Genomic DNA, 14830 nt, shown 5'->3' on the forward strand with positions numbered 1-14830 from the left:
GGACTAAGAGTTGGTTTTTTATACATTTTTCCAATTCAGACTATACTACTATAAAAACATAATGGGATTTATCGAACGATTCCGTTTCGTGCTATCTCGCTTTCAATAAGGACCATAACGTGTTAAATCATTGGAAAGATGAATTAAATCAACAGGTTCTCAAACAATTTGGACATAAAAAAGGTGAGTTGATTTCTAAAAAATATTATAACGCCTTTCCCCTGACTTATTCAGCACAAAATCAAATTTCCGCCGCCTTGCAGGACATTGATTATATAGAAAAGTTATCGGATGAACATCGCTTGCAGATCAACCTCTATGAACAGGAAGGCGATGTATTCCCTTTGCATCTGAAGCTATACCAGTATCAAGCCTTTATTCCATTATCTGACATCCTTCCTATGCTGGAAAACATGGGTTTGCATACCCAGCGAGAAAACCCTTATCAGCTTATGCTGGATGGCAAACACTCGGTGTGGATTAATGATTTTGTCATCAATTACACCAATCCTCAGTGTCTGGACATTCATGAAGTGGAAAGCAATTTTGAGGAAGCCTTCATCAAAATATGCAATGGCGAATGCGAGAATGACGGATTTAACAAATTGGTGCTGACTGCCGGGCTTAACTGGCGGGAAATTACCATTATTCGCAGCTATGCCAAATATATGCAGCAAATGGGTATTCGATTTAGCCCTGCTTATATTGAAAAGACTGTAGAAAATAATGCATTGCTGGCCAGAGATCTGGTGAATCTTTTTAAATTAAAATTTGCTCTTAAACAAAACTCATCGACAAAAAAACAGCTGAAAGAATTAAAAAACAAGATTAAAGCTGAGCTCGAAGCAATTACAAGCCTCGATGAAGACCGAATCATGCGTCTTTATTGGCATTTAATAAAAGCAAGCTTAAGGACTAATTATTTCCAGACCACTTCAGACGGGAAAGCAAAAGAGTATCTCTCTATCAAATTACATTCCACAGAAATTCCGGACTTGCCATTACCCAAACCTCTTTATGAAATTTTTGTGTATTCTCCCCGTTTTGAAGGCATCCATTTACGCAGTGCCAAAGTAGCACGCGGTGGATTGCGCTGGTCCGATCGACGGGAAGATTTCAGAACCGAGATCCTGGGATTGATGAAAGCTCAGGTGGTAAAGAATTCAGTAATTATCCCCTCTGGTGCCAAAGGCGGTTTTGTTTTAAAAATGCTGCCGCCAGGAGTCAGCCGTGAGATTCTGTTGAAGGAAGTCATATTCTGCTACCAGTCTTTCATTCGCGGGCTATTGGATTTAACTGATAATCTGGTGAATGATCAATGTGTATCCCCAGCAAATACCATCTGTTATGACGATAATGATCCTTATCTGGTAGTCGCTGCTGACAAAGGTACTGCCAGTTTTTCCGATATAGCCAATGGAATTTCAGCCGAATATGGTTTCTGGCTGGGAGATGCTTTTGCTTCAGGCGGTTCCTCTGGTTATGACCATAAAAAAATCGGGATTACTGCACGGGGGGCCTGGGAATCAGTTAAGCGTCATTTTAGAGAGTTAGACATCAACATTGAGAACCAGGACTTCACTGTTGTCGGAGTTGGTGATATGAGCGGTGATGTATTCGGGAATGGTATGATTTATACCCCCCATATTCGGCTGATCGCCGCTTTTGATCATCGTCATATTTTTCTGGATCCCAATCCGGATGCCATTATTTCCTATGAGGAGCGGGTACGGCTTTTCAACTTACCTTTATCCAGCTGGGAAGATTATAATCCCCAACTCATCTCTACCGGCGGCGGAGTGTTCAGACGGTCTGTCAAATCGATAGTACTAAGCCCTGAGGTAAAAGAAGCCCTGGGTACACAAAAAAATGCCATGACGCCGAATGAACTGATTCAAGCCATTTTACGTGCTCCAGTTGATTTATTGTTTAACGGCGGAATCGGAACCTATGTCAAGGCAAGCAGCGAATCGCATGCAGACGTTGGTGATAAAACCAATGAATTTTGCCGTGTCAATGGCAATGAATTACGCTGCCGAGTGGTCGGTGAAGGCGGTAATCTGGGTTGTACCCAATTAGGGCGCATTGAATATGCGCTTCAGGGGGGATTAATCAATACTGATTTTATTGACAATGCTGCCGGGGTGAATTGCTCTGACCATGAAGTAAATATAAAAATTTTACTGGACAAGGAAATACAAAAAGGCCATCTGACTGAGAAAAAACGGAATCAGCTATTAGTTAAAATGACTGATGAAGTAGCAGAACTGGTACTAAATGATAATTATAATCAGGCTTTAATTATGAGTATCTCGTCCTTGAGTGCTCAGCGATACGGAAGTCTTTACCAGGCTTATATTAAAGAGCTGGAAAGTTCGGGATTATTGAACCGCTCCAATGAGTATTTACCTGATGATAAAAAAATGGTTGAACGTAAAGCTGCAGGACAATGTTTGACAAGACCAGAGCTGGCGGTTCTATTGGCCTATTCTAAAATCCATTTGACCCAGGAATTGCTTAAATCAGAAATATCCGATGATCCCTATTTTATTCATTGCCTGGAATCAGCCTTCCCTGCCCGTCTGGCTAAATTATACCCGGAGTCAATGTGCGAACATCGTCTGCGACGGGAGATTGTGGCCACTCAGCTCAGTAATCAAATTGTCAATGTTGCCGGTATGACCTTTATATACCGCATGTCCGTTGAAACAGGAGCTTCTATTCCTAACATTGCCCGAGCCTATTCTGTTTCTGCAAGTATTTATGACACTCACAATCTGCAATATTTGATTGATTCAACCAATTTCAAAATTCCTGTGCAAACTCAGTACGATTTAATGCACCAAATCAGGCAGTTGCTCAATCTTTCAACCCACTGGTTTTTAAGAAATAATCGGCTCAATGGAGACCTACACCAAATTATTGAGCACTATGGTAATGCTATTAAAAAACTCGAATCATTAATCCCTACACTGATAGTCGGCGTCACCAAAGACTATATGCAAAAAATCGTGAATCAATTTGTTGAAGCCGGGCTTGCCGCCGATATGGCACAAAAAATTGCGATTGCCAGACCACTGTATACCGCATTAAACGTTATTGAAGTCTCTACTCAGAATAAACTCAACCTGACCAAAACAGCCGAAGTCTATTTCCAGATTGGGGGACGATTTAATCTGGTCTGGTTCAGGGATCAAATTGCCAGTGATGGGCGAGAGGGGCACTGGAACACAATGGCCAGGCTTTCTTTGCGCGACGAGCTGGATTCCCTGCAACGCAGTCTGGCGATTGCTATCTTACAAAGTAATATCAAGGAAAATAATGCGAGTAAACTGATTGATAGCTGGCTGGAAGCAAACACAGATATTCAAAAGCGTTGGGATATGTTGCTGGGAATGCTTCATGGAAGCACCAGTCTTGATTACACAATGTTTTTCATTGCATTAAGAGAACTATCTGATTTGTTACGAACTAGTTAAATCCACCATTTAGGTGGCGTCCCCAGGGGGATTCGAACCCCCGTTACCGCCGTGAAAGGGCGATGTCCTAGGCCTCTAGACGATGGGGACCTGGAACTTTAATCTACTACATTGTACATCCTGGAGCCATCTCCAGTTAAGGAGGATGGCGTCCCCAGGGGGATTCGAACCCCCGTTACCGCCGTGAAAGGGCGATGTCCTGGGCCTCTAGACGATGGGGACCCTGTTCTTCTAACCATCTCTCGAGAGAGAGATGGTGGAGCTAGGCGGGATCGAACCGCCGACCTCTTGCATGCCATGCAAGCGCTCTCCCAGCTGAGCTATAGCCCCGAAAGAGATTGGCAGTTTAATAATCTCGCCCTTGACTGTCAAGCAATTTTTAAAATTAAATGCAAATCAGTGACTTTCACATTTTATCGTATACGCTATTGACTATTGAACAACCAACTGTAAACCCGTCGCGCCATCCATATTAAAACCAGTTACCGAACAATTAGTAAAGTTTCCATTGATGTCAATCTCACATTTTGTAACATTATCATTTGATGCATTCGTTACATAAGCTATTGTCTGATCGGCGCTTAGAGCAATAAATCGAGAAGTAGTACCGGAAGTACCTGCTACAGCTGGATTGCTAAGGTCACCATTGGCATCCACATCAAACCGATCTATCTCGCCTGTAAGAAAATTCGGACCGCTCACAGTGTATAGCCGGGTTCCGCTAGCATTAAATGTAATCCCTGTAGGTAAAACAAGTCCGAATCCAACCAGGGTACAATTCACTAAATCGCCGTTAAACCCCACATCACAGCGTGTCACGTTTGTATCATTCGATACATACACTTTTGTGCCGGCAGGATTAAAAATAATGCCTCTGGGAAAATTGATTAGGGCCGTAATTGTACAATCAATCAAATTACCATTAGTGTCCAAATCGCATCGAGAAACATTGCCCGTATTAGTTATATAGATTTTTGTGCCCTGTGGATTAATTGCAACACCAACCGGGTTATTGAATGTTGCAGCTGAATTAATGCAATTTAGCAAAATACCATTTGTACCTATATCACACTTCCTAATTGTATTGGCAACACCAAAATTCGCCACATATACTCGCGTCCCTTCGGGATTGAATACCAGGCCCAAAGGATTTGTAAATCCCGAACCCACTATAGTACAGTCGACAAAATTACCGCCAATATCCAATCTACAGCGAGTGACATTATTTGCGGCTGAGTTAAAGTCATTCGTGACATAGGCAAAAAACTGGCCGAAAACCACTTCAAGGCGATGATTGGCGTCAATGTTATTTAACTGGAAACTGGTACCTCCATTCTGAGCAACCATCCCATCGAGCAACCATTGTTTAACTGCAAATCCTGCAGCAGGGGTCGCCATGAATACCAGATTACTACCAGAATTAACCACCTGAGGTGTGGCAGGTGTGATGCTGCCATTAGGCCCTGCCGATGGTGTTACGGTAAATTGCTGTACTGGCGGCTGGTTTACGAAATGGATTCTCAGTGAATACCCGGGAGCTGGTTGATAGCATTGATTAGGATCACCTTGCTGACATAATATTGGCCCGCCTAAAACATCACCCTGTAATGCATTACCCTGAATGCTCAATCTTAAAGTACATGTCCCCTTTCCCGGTAACTGGCAAACGCCGTTTTGCGTTATACCGGCAATTGGCATCATCACCAGGGTTTTCGGGCGAACAGACTGATTTTGCACCGTATAAATCACTTCAGCGCTAGCGCTGTTAGTCAGTGTCAGCTCAACTGGTGTTTGTGGTATAAATGTCCATAGAGGCGTTGCAGCCTGGACGGATGAAATGAAAAGCAGCGATAACAATCCCAATAAGGCATGGATAAATAAATGTACCTTGTGTACCGACATTTTGTTTCCTTACGCAGTGTCATAATCAATCAAAAAATATTTTAAAAAATCAGAAAGGCAAGAGCAGAGCAGTATGAAGAAAGGCTTAAATGCATGTTCAAGGTGTTTTATTAAAAGCACCTTGAACATTAAAAAATTATTCAGAAACTGATTCAGCGCGCTTTTTTGCCGCTTTTTTGTGTTGTTTCCATTCACGATCTTTCGCGAAAACAAAGCTGGCTGCTTCTTCTATAAAAAAACCAACATCATCAATATCCGCCCACGCGCAATATTCCATAATTTTCTCATAGGTTTCACTGTTGATGTCTGCTTTAATTTTTTCTTTTTTCTGGAAGCGTGTTCCATTTATAATAGGCATTTCAATCCCCAAGTGTTAATAAGACGAAAGAAGCTTAACAAATAAAGTGAAAATTGCAAACCCTATCGGCAAATTTTTATGCTATTTTTTAAACGAAACTATAATTTTGACGAAGACGTCAAATAAAAAACAACTCTAACTATCATATAGTTAGGGATAAATCACCTGCTGCTCGCGTTTTTAAACAATCCGAAAGGGCTGCTTTAATTCCGGGTAGAAACTCTGCCACATTCTATCGCAAAAATGCAAAATATTTTGATGTTTTTGGACGATGATTTTCAAAGGATCATCATAAGGCATCCAAACTATATTTGCCAAAAATGCAAAGGCACTTGCATCAATAGTCGAAACTTCATTTCCCATAAAATAGGATTTATCCCCCAGCGTGTCCGCTATTGCTCGAATAGTGGTTTGAGCCAATTGCAAGGCGTCTTCGCGATTATGTCGGCCTGTACCTTGCATATAGAGGGTTTTAATGGTTTTCTTACGGATCAGATTGGGCAAAAAAAGATTTAAAATCCAGGGAAGTCCTGCAAAAAAACTGGGTTTAACATGCTTCCAACCCTGCTCATCCTGCCAGCGGAAATAAACCATCAGCCAATAAAGGCGCTCTGAAAATACATTATCAAGAAGGACAGCCAGGGCTTTCTGTTCTATGCTTAAATGTTTATCCAGGAGATCTCCAAATTGCTGCTTTAAGCCTGCAATAATAAACTCACTGTCAGCGATTATCGTATTTTCACATTTAACAAAAGGCAGCTTCCCTTTAGGCGCTTTTCGCGGATCCCTGACAAAGCGATTTTCATAAGGCAGCTCGGTCATCCGCAGATAAGTCTCTATTTTAAGACAAAATGGGCTGGCATTGGGCAAACCCCATATTTCGGGAAATTGATACAGCTTTATCATGACGATGACCATTTGGTTTCTAATAATGGAATAGTACTGAAAAATAGACAAAAAATCATTATCCAGGAAATTTGTGATTTTTGTCCTAAACCGCTACACTCGTGAAAATTAACCAATTATCGAGTATATGAACTTCTGTCCTTGCGGTTCGCAACTTGACTATAACGCCTGCTGCGGTATTTTAATTGATCAAGGCGGCAAGCCTGCCACCTCGGAAGCCCTGATGCGTTCACGTTATACTGCCTATACAAAGGCTAATATACCCTATATTGTCAGGACCATGAGAGGCAAGCCTTTAGCGCATTTTAACGGGTCTGATGCCAAAGAATGGGCAGAGCAAGCAGACTGGCTTGGTTTGGAGGTATTAGAAGCCCTCTTCCCTTGTGAAAAGGCCAATCAGGGATTTGTGGAATTCATAGCAAGATATCATCAGTCAGGTCTGATTAAGTCAATTCATGAGCGAAGTGAATTTTTGCTCGATGAGGGCCAATGGTATTACATTGACGGTCATCCCCCCCACCACACGCGCCCAACAAAAACGCAGCGCATGTCCCAAAATACTGCCTGTTTTTGTGGCAGTCTAAAAAAATACAAGAACTGTCATGGAAGAAAACTTGTAGGAAAATAGTACTCTAAAAGCACTATTTAAAATCTTTGTAACTCCTCACGTCAGGCTATGCCACGTCATCCCGAGCACAGCGAGGGATCTCCCTGCAGACGAGGGAGTTACAAATCTTTATAGAAAAGAATAATTTCTCTTGCTTCCGTAAATACTTTTTGCTTTAATTCGCGTTCACTGCGAATGAGTAATGGAAATCACACTCAAGGCAGGAAGTCGTTAACCTATAATGGAATGGATAAGGAAAATGTCCGAGGATCTCGCGGTCTATCTTTCAAAACAATTACTTTGGCAGGCTCTCTGCATATGCTCCCCTGTAGTGTTTGTTGCAGTAATTTGCGGCTTGCTCATTTCAATTCTTCAGGCAGTAACCCAAATCCAGGATTCAGCTTTAAGCACCGTTACTAAAATTCTGGCTGTTGCACTCATGCTGATGTTCTGTGGTCACTGGATGTTAGGCTCAGTGGTCAGTTTTGCTGAAAATATGATTAGTAACATCCCGGAGCGCTTGAAATGACTGACCAGCTCCCTCTTCCCACTTTCTTTTTAATTGCTACGCGCCTTGGCATGATTATACTTTTTTCACCACTTGAGGTGATCAGACGGCTTCCTGTACAAATCAGGCTAATACTGATTCTCCTGCTCAGCCTTTTTATAATTTCAAACCTGAATTCCACTACTCAGACATCTGGCTCCCTGTTAGCCGCATTTGCAGCCGAGTTCATCAATGCTCAACTGATTTATCTGGCTCTTATCACCTGTTTCGGCTGTTTTCAGGTTGCCGGTCAGTTAATTGATTTCCAAAATGGCTTAAACGGTATCTCTGTTTTTAAACCGGGTGAAGGCTTTGATTCTATTTCAGCTCATTTACTGGGAATGCTTGCTGGCTTATTCTTTTTTGCCAGCCAGGGCCATCATCGCATCATCAAATTGTTGCTCCTCTCATTTATTGCTTTCCCGCCTGGTGAATTGATTGGAGAATCGAGCATGCTTCAGTTTATCAGGCAGTTTGCGCTGGTATGGTCACTAGGCATGTTAATTGCGGCGCCACTGGTCTTCTGTTTATGGCTTACCGAATTTTGCAGTGGTGTATTAAGTCGAAACATGCCGCAAATCAGCCCTTACTTCCTGATTTTGCCCTTAAAAGTCCTGCTGGGTTTTTTTATCTTCTATTTACTAATAGACAATATGAATCCCCTGTTCGAAAAAACCTTTGAATTGGGCTTTCAAGCCTGGCAGGAGTATCTGTTATGAGTGAAAAAACAGAAACTGCAACAGCCTACAAGCTAAAAAAGGCGAAGGAAAAAGGCCAGGTCAGCAAGAGCAGCGAGTTAATCAATACCGCGCAACTCATGGTTATTTTGCTGCTTATATGGTTATATGGAACAAAAGCCTGGCAGCAAATGCTGGCTGTTAGCCAGGAGCAGTTGCATTTGACTGGCCATTTGCATTTTTCTTTAAAAACTGTCACTTATATTTTTAAGTTGTTAAGTACCAAACTACTGTACCTATGGCTGCCCTTTGCTTTGATATTAGTGGCCACAACAATATTATGCAGCCTGGTACAAACCGGTTTTGTCTGGTCGGCGGCTCCCCTATCCCCCCGATTTGAACGAATTGGTCTGGCCGCAGGTTTTAAACGATTATTCTCGACCAAAATAGTATTTGATTTACTAAAAAATTTGCTAAAAATTGCTTTAACAGGTCTGATCAGCTTTTATAGCCTGAGGCAAATGCAGGCTTCCTTTCTAAAACTATCGAGCATTCTGCCCGTTCAACTGCCTTTGGCCATTCTGCAATTGATGCTTAGAATGCTTTGTCCTTTAGTGCTTGTTCTTCTCGCAATAAGTCTCATTGATAAACTCTATACTCGCAGAAAGTTTGCCAAAGAGCAGCGTATGAGTAAACAGGAAGTAAAGGAGGAGTTTCGGCAGCGTGAAGGTGATCCCAAAATTAAAAGCCGAATCAGGCAATTACAATCTGAGTTAAGAAAACGCAGTGCCTCTTTTGAGCAAGTCAAAACAGCGGATATGGTAATCACAAATCCTACACATTATGCAATTGCATTAAAATATGATCGTCTGACCATGCCGGCTCCGAAACTCATATGTAAAGGCCGTAATGAACAGGCAAGGATTATCAAAAAACTTGCTTTGAAACATCAGGTTCCCCTTATTGAGAATAAGGCATTTGCTCGACGTTTATACGCTTCAGTGGATTTGAATCAATGGATTCGTCGAGAGCATTTTCCAGCTGCCGCCGCAATTTATAAACAACTGGGGTTGGGTAAGAGATGACATAAGTAATTAAAGCCAATTGCAGCACCTCGTAATCAATGGAATTCAATGGATTAGTGTATGGAAAACAAGAAAACAAATCTTTCCAGTATGGGAAGCGAACTCGGTACCATTCTTTTTGTCACAGGCATTTTGCTCATCCTGTTTATTCCAATCCCCTCTGCATTGCTTGATTTGCTTCTGATTATCAATTTCAGCTGGGCACTGGTTATCCTGCTCCTCTGCTTTTATACGGATAAGCCCTTAAGCTTTTCGACTTTCCCTGCCCTGCTTCTGGTATCCACTTTATTCCGCCTGGCCTTAAATATTTCCGCAACCCGACTGATACTGTCTGAAGGCGATGCCGGCCGGGTTATAAGCGCCGTGGGTGAATATGTCATTCATGGCAATTACGTCATGGGCATGGTCGTTTTTCTGATTTTAATCATTGTGCAGTTTATTGTAGTCACTAATGGTGCGCAGCGGGTCGCTGAGGTCGCAGCCCGCTTCACACTTGACAGTATGCCAGGTAAACAGATGAGTATTGATGCTGATCTGAATATGGGATTAATCAGTCAGGAGACAGCGCGCGAAAGACGTTCCCAGATAGAGAAAGAAGCTAATTTTTACGGTGCCATGGATGGGGCCAGTAAATTTGTTAAAGGTGATGCCATTGCCGGAATTCTAATCATGCTTGTAGATATTATTGGCGGTCTGGCCATTGGTGTACTCCAGAAGAGCATGACATTTGGCGAGGCGATTCAAAACTACTCTCTGCTTACTGTAGGCGATGGTCTGGTGACCCAAATTCCTGCCCTCATCATTTCTACAGCGACCGGCATTATTGTAACGCGGGCCGCGACCGATACCCATTTGGGGAGTGAAATAGTTCGTCAAATCAGTACCTATCCTAAAAGCCTGGTGATTGTCAGTTGCAGCCTGGCTTTACTGCTGTTCATTAAAGGAATTCCGGGAATACCGGTATTCCTGGTGCTGGCATTTTTTATAGTCTGTGCCTGGTTTGCCATGAAGCGCCAGCAGCAGGATCCTGAAGTTAGTCTGATCCACGAAGAAACACTTTATCAGAAAATTCATATCTATCCGATTGAGATACAACTTAATCCCAGTCTCTATGAAAATTTATTATCCCAACAGGATGAGTTTCTGTCGCTTGTTCAGCAAATACGTGAGCGTCTGGCCTTCGATCTGGGCCTGGTTATCCCTGAAGTAAAACTCCGATCGGAGGCCAAACTAAATTATCCCTTCTATCGAATTACCGTTCAGGGAATTCATTATGACAAACATCCCTTGTATCTGGATAAGTTTCTGGCAATAGCCGCTTCGTCTCAAAAGGCGATTGAAAATAAAATATCAGGTATAGAAGTGAGCGATCCCAGCTATGGTTTAGCAGCTCAATGGATTGACAGGGCCGAAAAAGAACAGGCGGAGCATCAGGGATTTACCGTATGCGAACCCTTGTCCATATTGGCGACTCATCTACAGGAAGTGATTCAATCCTCTTTGGCTGAACTATTAAGTCGTAATGAAGTGGAAACCTTACTGGATCAGTCTGATGTCTGCAAATTGCGTGATGAATTGATACCCGCCATGCTGCAATTAGGTCAGGTTCAAAAAATTTTGCAGAATTTACTGTCAGAAAAAGTTTCTGTTCGCCATATGTCATTGATTCTGGAGGTCTTGCTGGAACACGCTAAAAGCATCCAGGATATCAATCAGCTTACTGAACTTGTACGCGTTCGTCTCTCTTCTCAGATATGCCAGAGATTAATAAATAATCAGGGCCTTCTTCCAGTTCTCACCTTGGCCCCGGTTATGGAGCAGGCGCTTGCGCAAAATCTGGCAAACAATCATCTCCACCTTGACCCTTCACAGACCGAAAAACTGATTAAATCTCTTTCCTTACACGTGGAAAAGATGCTCGGTGAGCGAAAGAAACCAGTATTACTTTGCTCTCCGATGCTAAGAAGGCAATTGAAACTGTTTACCCAGCGCATTATTCCCCACTTGACGATTTTATCGTTAAGCGAAATACCAATTCATATCCAGATTGAACCATTTGGTGTCATTCAATAAGGAGCATGGCATGTTATCCGCTATAAAAACCACACAGATAGCCCTTTTGCAGGATCAATTTCGTCTGCAGGTGCTCAGCCAGAATGTCAGTAATCTGCATACAACCGGCTATAAACGTCAAATCATGGAAAGTCAGGATTTCCCGGCACTGGACGCGCCTGATTTTGAAACTGTAGTTCAGCAAATGGCATCACTCAGTAACTTTCAGCAAGGCTCAATCTCTCATTCCAATCAGGGATCGGAACTGGCACTTGCGGGGAAAGGCTTTTTTGAGATCCAGAACAATGAAGGCGTTTTTTACACACGAAATGGCGAGTTTCACATTAGCCAGGATGGAGAGTTGATTAGCGAACGGGGCGGAAAATTAATGGGAAAAAATGGACCTGTTCGTGTCAGCGATAAAGAGTTTTCAATCAATACCAAAGGAGAACTATTTATAGATAAACAACTCAGCGATCAGATTCGCATTGTTGATTTTCCCCAGTCTGCATCACTTCACTATCAGGGGGAAGGGCTTTATTTCAGTGAAGATCTGCCGGAAGAAGCCTCTTCTGAAACCCGGGTTCTGCAGTTTTCCCTGGAACAATCCAATGTCAAATCAGTCGATGAAATGACTGAAATGCTGAAGATTTCACGCCATTTTGAAGCGATCCAGCGAATTATGAAAACAAGCAACAATCTGCTTTCAACAGCAATTAGTCAATTAGGGGAAGGAAATGTCTGACGCGCTTTCAATAGCTGCCAGTGGCTTAAAATCTGAAGAATATTTTATTGACAAGATCGCCAATGATATTGCCAATCTGAATACGCCCAATTACAAGGCCAGCAAACTAAGCTTCGCCGATGTCTTATACCAGAACGTAGACAGCAATCACTCGATGCGGCAGTCCGGGATCAAAATAGGTTTAGGAACAGCCATTACCAAGTCAACTAAAGATTTCAGCCAGGGACCGCTAAAAGCGGGCACGAACTGGAATGATTTAGCCATTGATGGAGAGGGATTTTTTCAGGTACTGCAAACTGACGGCAGCCTGGCTTACACGCGAAGTTCCAGCTTTTCAATCGACAGTGAGCGCTACCTCTGCACAGCGGATGGCTTACGGCTGGCCGACAGCATCCAGATACCTGAAGATTCTCAGTCCATTGTGATTCAAAAAAACGGCGATGTTGAAATTATGTCATCAGAGGATGCCGAGCCTCAGCTAGTCGGCACTATCAGTTTAGCGCGATTTATGGACCCTGGCCGCCTGGACCCTTACGGTGCCGGACTCTTTCATGCCACTGCCGACAGTGGTGATCCCATTATTGATAATCCCGGTAATAGCGGTATGGGGCAAGTGCTGCAGAAACAGATTGAAGCATCCAATGTCGATATGGTCACCTCGTTAATGCAGCTTACTATGGCCCAGCGCGTTTACCAATTGAATGCCAAAACAGTGCAGATAGCAGATGAATTGGAAAAAATGATTAATGAACTTCGCGACTAGAGATTTACTCATGATAAAGCCAATTTTATTACTTACAAGTCTGGTAATTCTCATGTATAACCCCTCTGCAATAGCAGCCAATTTATACAATGATCTCTATTATCGCCCACTCATTGCGGATCGGCGCGCGTCTGTACCAGGCGATTTACTCACTGTCATTGTACTGGAAACCTCTAATGCGCAAACCAGTGCCGATTTAGGGTCCAGTAAAGAAATCAAAACAGCGCTGGAGGCCAGCTATAATCAAAAACGCTATGATTTGCGTCTGGGATTAACCGGCAAGGGAAATAGCAAGGCACAAACCGGTAGAAATGGCAAAATTAAAGCCTCATTAACCGTTAGAATTAAAGCAATCTGCCCTAATGGAAGCTATGAAGTGGAGGGATATCAGCTCATCCAGATTAATGGGGAACAACAACGAATTTTGTTAAGCGGTATCGTCAGACCAGAGGATATAAGTCCGCAAAATACCGTATTGTCGACTCGCATTGCCAATGCCCAGATTACCTACACTGGCGATGGCTCTGTATCAAACTCACAACGTTACAACACTATTTATAAAATTATGTCATTCATGGGGCTAGTATGATGTTTAGTTTTAGAAAACTATTGCTCTGCGCTTGCCTGCAACTGCTGGTATTCAGCAGTTTTGCCAGTGTTAGACTTAAATCTCTGGCGCATTTATCCGGACTGCAGGAAAATCCGATTACTGGTTATGGTTTGGTTATCGGCCTGGCAGGATCAGGTGACTCGCATCGCAATAAAGATACAACCCAGGCAATTTCCAACCTGCTGCAGAATTTTGGCCTTAATATTAACGCCCGGGACATCACCAGCCGCAACAGTGCCGCAGTTATTATAACCGCCAATCTGCCTGCCAATGTCCATCAGGGCGACAAGCTTGACATTAATGTATCATCTCTCGGGGATGCGAAAAGCTTGTTAGGAGGCACCTTACTAATAACCCCTCTCAAAGGACCCGATAACCAAATTTACGCCCTGGCCCAGGGTCCGATTTCTCTCGGGGGGTTTAAATATGATTTATTTGGCAATGTGGTGCAAAAAAACCATCCTACTTCCGGAATGATTTCAGGAGGAGCCATTGTTGAGAAGACACTCTACAATGAATTGACCGATAAAAGCGGCGAATTGCATCTGATTCTGAATCATCCTGATTTTACAACGGCAGATAATGTAGAAACTGCTGTCAATAAACGCTTCGGTGAAAACACCGCAATTGCCCGCAGTGCCCAGGATATTGAAATTCATCCTCCGGTAATCGCAAAACAGCATTATGTTCGTTTTATCAGCCAGCTGGAAAATATCATAATTATTCCGGATAACCTGCCCACCGTGGTCGTTAACGAAAGAACCGGGGTGGTGGTTGCCGGCTCCGATGTGAAACTTGATGCAGTAACTATTTCCCAGGGTAATCTCCAGATTGCCATTGCCAGCGACTATAAAGTTTCACAGCCGACAATGCTTTTCAATGCATCCGCCTCTGTCAGAACCGCAATAACTCCCTCCACTAATATTGAGGTTAAAGAAAGTGCAGGACAATCCATTGTTCTTGAACAGGGAGCCACCATTGCTGACCTAATCAGCGCTCTGAATAAGACCAAAATCACCACGCGGGACATGATTGCCATTTTGGAGAGCTTAAAACGCGCTGGTGCTTTACACGCAGAATTAATTGTTCAATAGGAGTA

13 protein-coding genes and 3 tRNA genes are annotated in these 14830 nt (G+C 42.9%); 10 read left to right on the forward strand and 6 right to left on the reverse strand.

Annotation, left to right across the window (positions count from 1 at the left end; genetic code table 11):
* Positions 1 to 119: 119 nt before the first annotated feature.
* The gene (locus B1207_RS05765; RefSeq protein ID WP_112219050.1) at positions 120 to 3479 is read left to right on the forward strand and encodes an NAD-glutamate dehydrogenase; all 3360 of its coding nucleotides are present in this window, start codon (positions 120 to 122) and stop codon (positions 3477 to 3479) included.
* Positions 3480 to 3493: 14 nt separating this feature from the next.
* On the opposite strand, the gene B1207_RS05770 is transcribed toward B1207_RS05765, so the two are convergent.
* The 6 genes from B1207_RS05770 to B1207_RS05795 all read right to left on the reverse strand — a co-directional run bounded on the left by B1207_RS05770 (position 3494) and on the right by B1207_RS05795 (position 6645).
* Positions 3494 to 3569 (reverse strand) — tRNA-Glu (locus tag B1207_RS05770).
* Between the two features lie 56 nt (positions 3570 to 3625).
* Positions 3626 to 3701, reverse strand: a tRNA-Glu gene (locus tag B1207_RS05775).
* A 32-nt stretch (positions 3702 to 3733) separates the two neighbouring features.
* Positions 3734 to 3809 (reverse strand) — tRNA-Ala (locus B1207_RS05780).
* Between the two features lie 102 nt (positions 3810 to 3911).
* Positions 3912 to 5381 carry a YncE family protein gene (locus B1207_RS05785; RefSeq protein WP_112219051.1) on the reverse strand — a complete coding sequence of 490 codons (1470 nt, stop codon included), beginning with the start codon at positions 5379 to 5381 and terminating at the stop codon, positions 3912 to 3914.
* Positions 5382 to 5517: 136 nt separating this feature from the next.
* A complete protein-coding gene (locus B1207_RS05790) occupies positions 5518 to 5739 on the reverse strand; it encodes a hypothetical protein (RefSeq protein ID WP_112219052.1) in 222 nt (73 codons plus the stop codon).
* Positions 5740 to 5919: 180 nt separating this feature from the next.
* The gene (locus tag B1207_RS05795) at positions 5920 to 6645 is read right to left on the reverse strand and encodes a glutathione S-transferase family protein (protein WP_172458143.1); all 726 of its coding nucleotides are present in this window, start codon (positions 6643 to 6645) and stop codon (positions 5920 to 5922) included.
* 127 nt (positions 6646 to 6772) lie between these two features.
* On the opposite strand from B1207_RS05795, the gene B1207_RS05800 reads away from it, so the two are divergent.
* The 9 genes from B1207_RS05800 to B1207_RS05840 all read left to right on the forward strand — a co-directional run bounded on the left by B1207_RS05800 (position 6773) and on the right by B1207_RS05840 (position 14825).
* Positions 6773 to 7273, forward strand: a complete 501-nt coding sequence (locus B1207_RS05800) for a YchJ family protein (RefSeq protein ID WP_112219054.1) — start codon at positions 6773 to 6775, stop codon at positions 7271 to 7273.
* Positions 7274 to 7511: 238 nt separating this feature from the next.
* The gene (locus tag B1207_RS05805) at positions 7512 to 7781 is read left to right on the forward strand and encodes a flagellar biosynthetic protein FliQ (RefSeq protein WP_112219055.1); all 270 of its coding nucleotides are present in this window, start codon (positions 7512 to 7514) and stop codon (positions 7779 to 7781) included.
* Positions 7778 to 8518, forward strand: a complete 741-nt coding sequence (locus B1207_RS05810) for a flagellar biosynthetic protein FliR (protein ID WP_112219056.1) — start codon at positions 7778 to 7780, stop codon at positions 8516 to 8518. The genes B1207_RS05805 and B1207_RS05810 overlap by 4 nt, the downstream gene beginning before the upstream one ends.
* Positions 8515 to 9561, forward strand: a complete 1047-nt coding sequence (locus B1207_RS05815; RefSeq protein ID WP_112219057.1) for an EscU/YscU/HrcU family type III secretion system export apparatus switch protein — start codon at positions 8515 to 8517, stop codon at positions 9559 to 9561. The genes B1207_RS05810 and B1207_RS05815 overlap by 4 nt, the downstream gene beginning before the upstream one ends.
* A 60-nt stretch (positions 9562 to 9621) precedes the next feature.
* On the forward strand, positions 9622 to 11634 hold the full coding sequence (locus tag B1207_RS05820) for a flagellar biosynthesis protein FlhA (protein ID WP_112219058.1): 2013 nt from the start codon (positions 9622 to 9624) through the stop codon (positions 11632 to 11634).
* A 10-nt stretch (positions 11635 to 11644) separates the two neighbouring features.
* Positions 11645 to 12358, forward strand: a complete 714-nt coding sequence (locus tag B1207_RS05825) for a flagellar hook-basal body protein (protein WP_112219059.1) — start codon at positions 11645 to 11647, stop codon at positions 12356 to 12358.
* On the forward strand, positions 12351 to 13121 hold the full coding sequence (locus tag B1207_RS05830; protein WP_112219060.1) for a flagellar hook-basal body protein: 771 nt from the start codon (positions 12351 to 12353) through the stop codon (positions 13119 to 13121). Before B1207_RS05825 ends, B1207_RS05830 begins: the two co-directional genes overlap by 8 nt.
* Before the next feature lie 10 nt (positions 13122 to 13131).
* On the forward strand, positions 13132 to 13710 hold the full coding sequence (locus B1207_RS05835; RefSeq protein ID WP_172458145.1) for a flagellar basal body L-ring protein FlgH: 579 nt from the start codon (positions 13132 to 13134) through the stop codon (positions 13708 to 13710).
* Entirely contained in the window at positions 13707 to 14825 is a 1119-nt protein-coding gene (locus B1207_RS05840) for a flagellar basal body P-ring protein FlgI (RefSeq protein ID WP_253255791.1), read from the forward strand. Before B1207_RS05835 ends, B1207_RS05840 begins: the two co-directional genes overlap by 4 nt.
* Positions 14826 to 14830: the final 5 nt, after the last annotated feature.

The sequence above is a fragment of the Legionella quinlivanii genome (genome assembly GCF_003265995.1).
Taxonomy (GTDB): Bacteria; Pseudomonadota; Gammaproteobacteria; order Legionellales; family Legionellaceae; genus Legionella_C; species Legionella_C quinlivanii_A.

Excerpts from the sequence above, each read along its gene's own strand:
- B1207_RS05785 (WP_112219051.1), bottom strand. The coding sequence starts at position 5,381 with ATGTCGGTACACAAGGTACATTTATTTATCCATGCCTTATTGGGATTG.
- B1207_RS05790 (WP_112219052.1), bottom strand. The coding sequence starts at position 5,739 with ATGCCTATTATAAATGGAACACGCTTCCAGAAAAAAGAAAAAATTAAA.
- B1207_RS05795 (WP_172458143.1), bottom strand. The coding sequence starts at position 6,645 with ATGATAAAGCTGTATCAATTTCCCGAAATATGGGGTTTGCCCAATGCC.
- B1207_RS05800 (WP_112219054.1), top strand. The coding sequence starts at position 6,773 with ATGAACTTCTGTCCTTGCGGTTCGCAACTTGACTATAACGCCTGCTGC.
- B1207_RS05805 (WP_112219055.1), top strand. The coding sequence starts at position 7,512 with ATGTCCGAGGATCTCGCGGTCTATCTTTCAAAACAATTACTTTGGCAG.
- B1207_RS05810 (WP_112219056.1), top strand. The coding sequence starts at position 7,778 with ATGACTGACCAGCTCCCTCTTCCCACTTTCTTTTTAATTGCTACGCGC.
- B1207_RS05815 (WP_112219057.1), top strand. The coding sequence starts at position 8,515 with ATGAGTGAAAAAACAGAAACTGCAACAGCCTACAAGCTAAAAAAGGCG.
- B1207_RS05820 (WP_112219058.1), top strand. The coding sequence starts at position 9,622 with ATGGAAAACAAGAAAACAAATCTTTCCAGTATGGGAAGCGAACTCGGT.
- B1207_RS05825 (WP_112219059.1), top strand. The coding sequence starts at position 11,645 with ATGTTATCCGCTATAAAAACCACACAGATAGCCCTTTTGCAGGATCAA.
- B1207_RS05830 (WP_112219060.1), top strand. The coding sequence starts at position 12,351 with ATGTCTGACGCGCTTTCAATAGCTGCCAGTGGCTTAAAATCTGAAGAA.
- B1207_RS05835 (WP_172458145.1), top strand. The coding sequence starts at position 13,132 with ATGATAAAGCCAATTTTATTACTTACAAGTCTGGTAATTCTCATGTAT.
- B1207_RS05840 (WP_253255791.1), top strand. The coding sequence starts at position 13,707 with ATGATGTTTAGTTTTAGAAAACTATTGCTCTGCGCTTGCCTGCAACTG.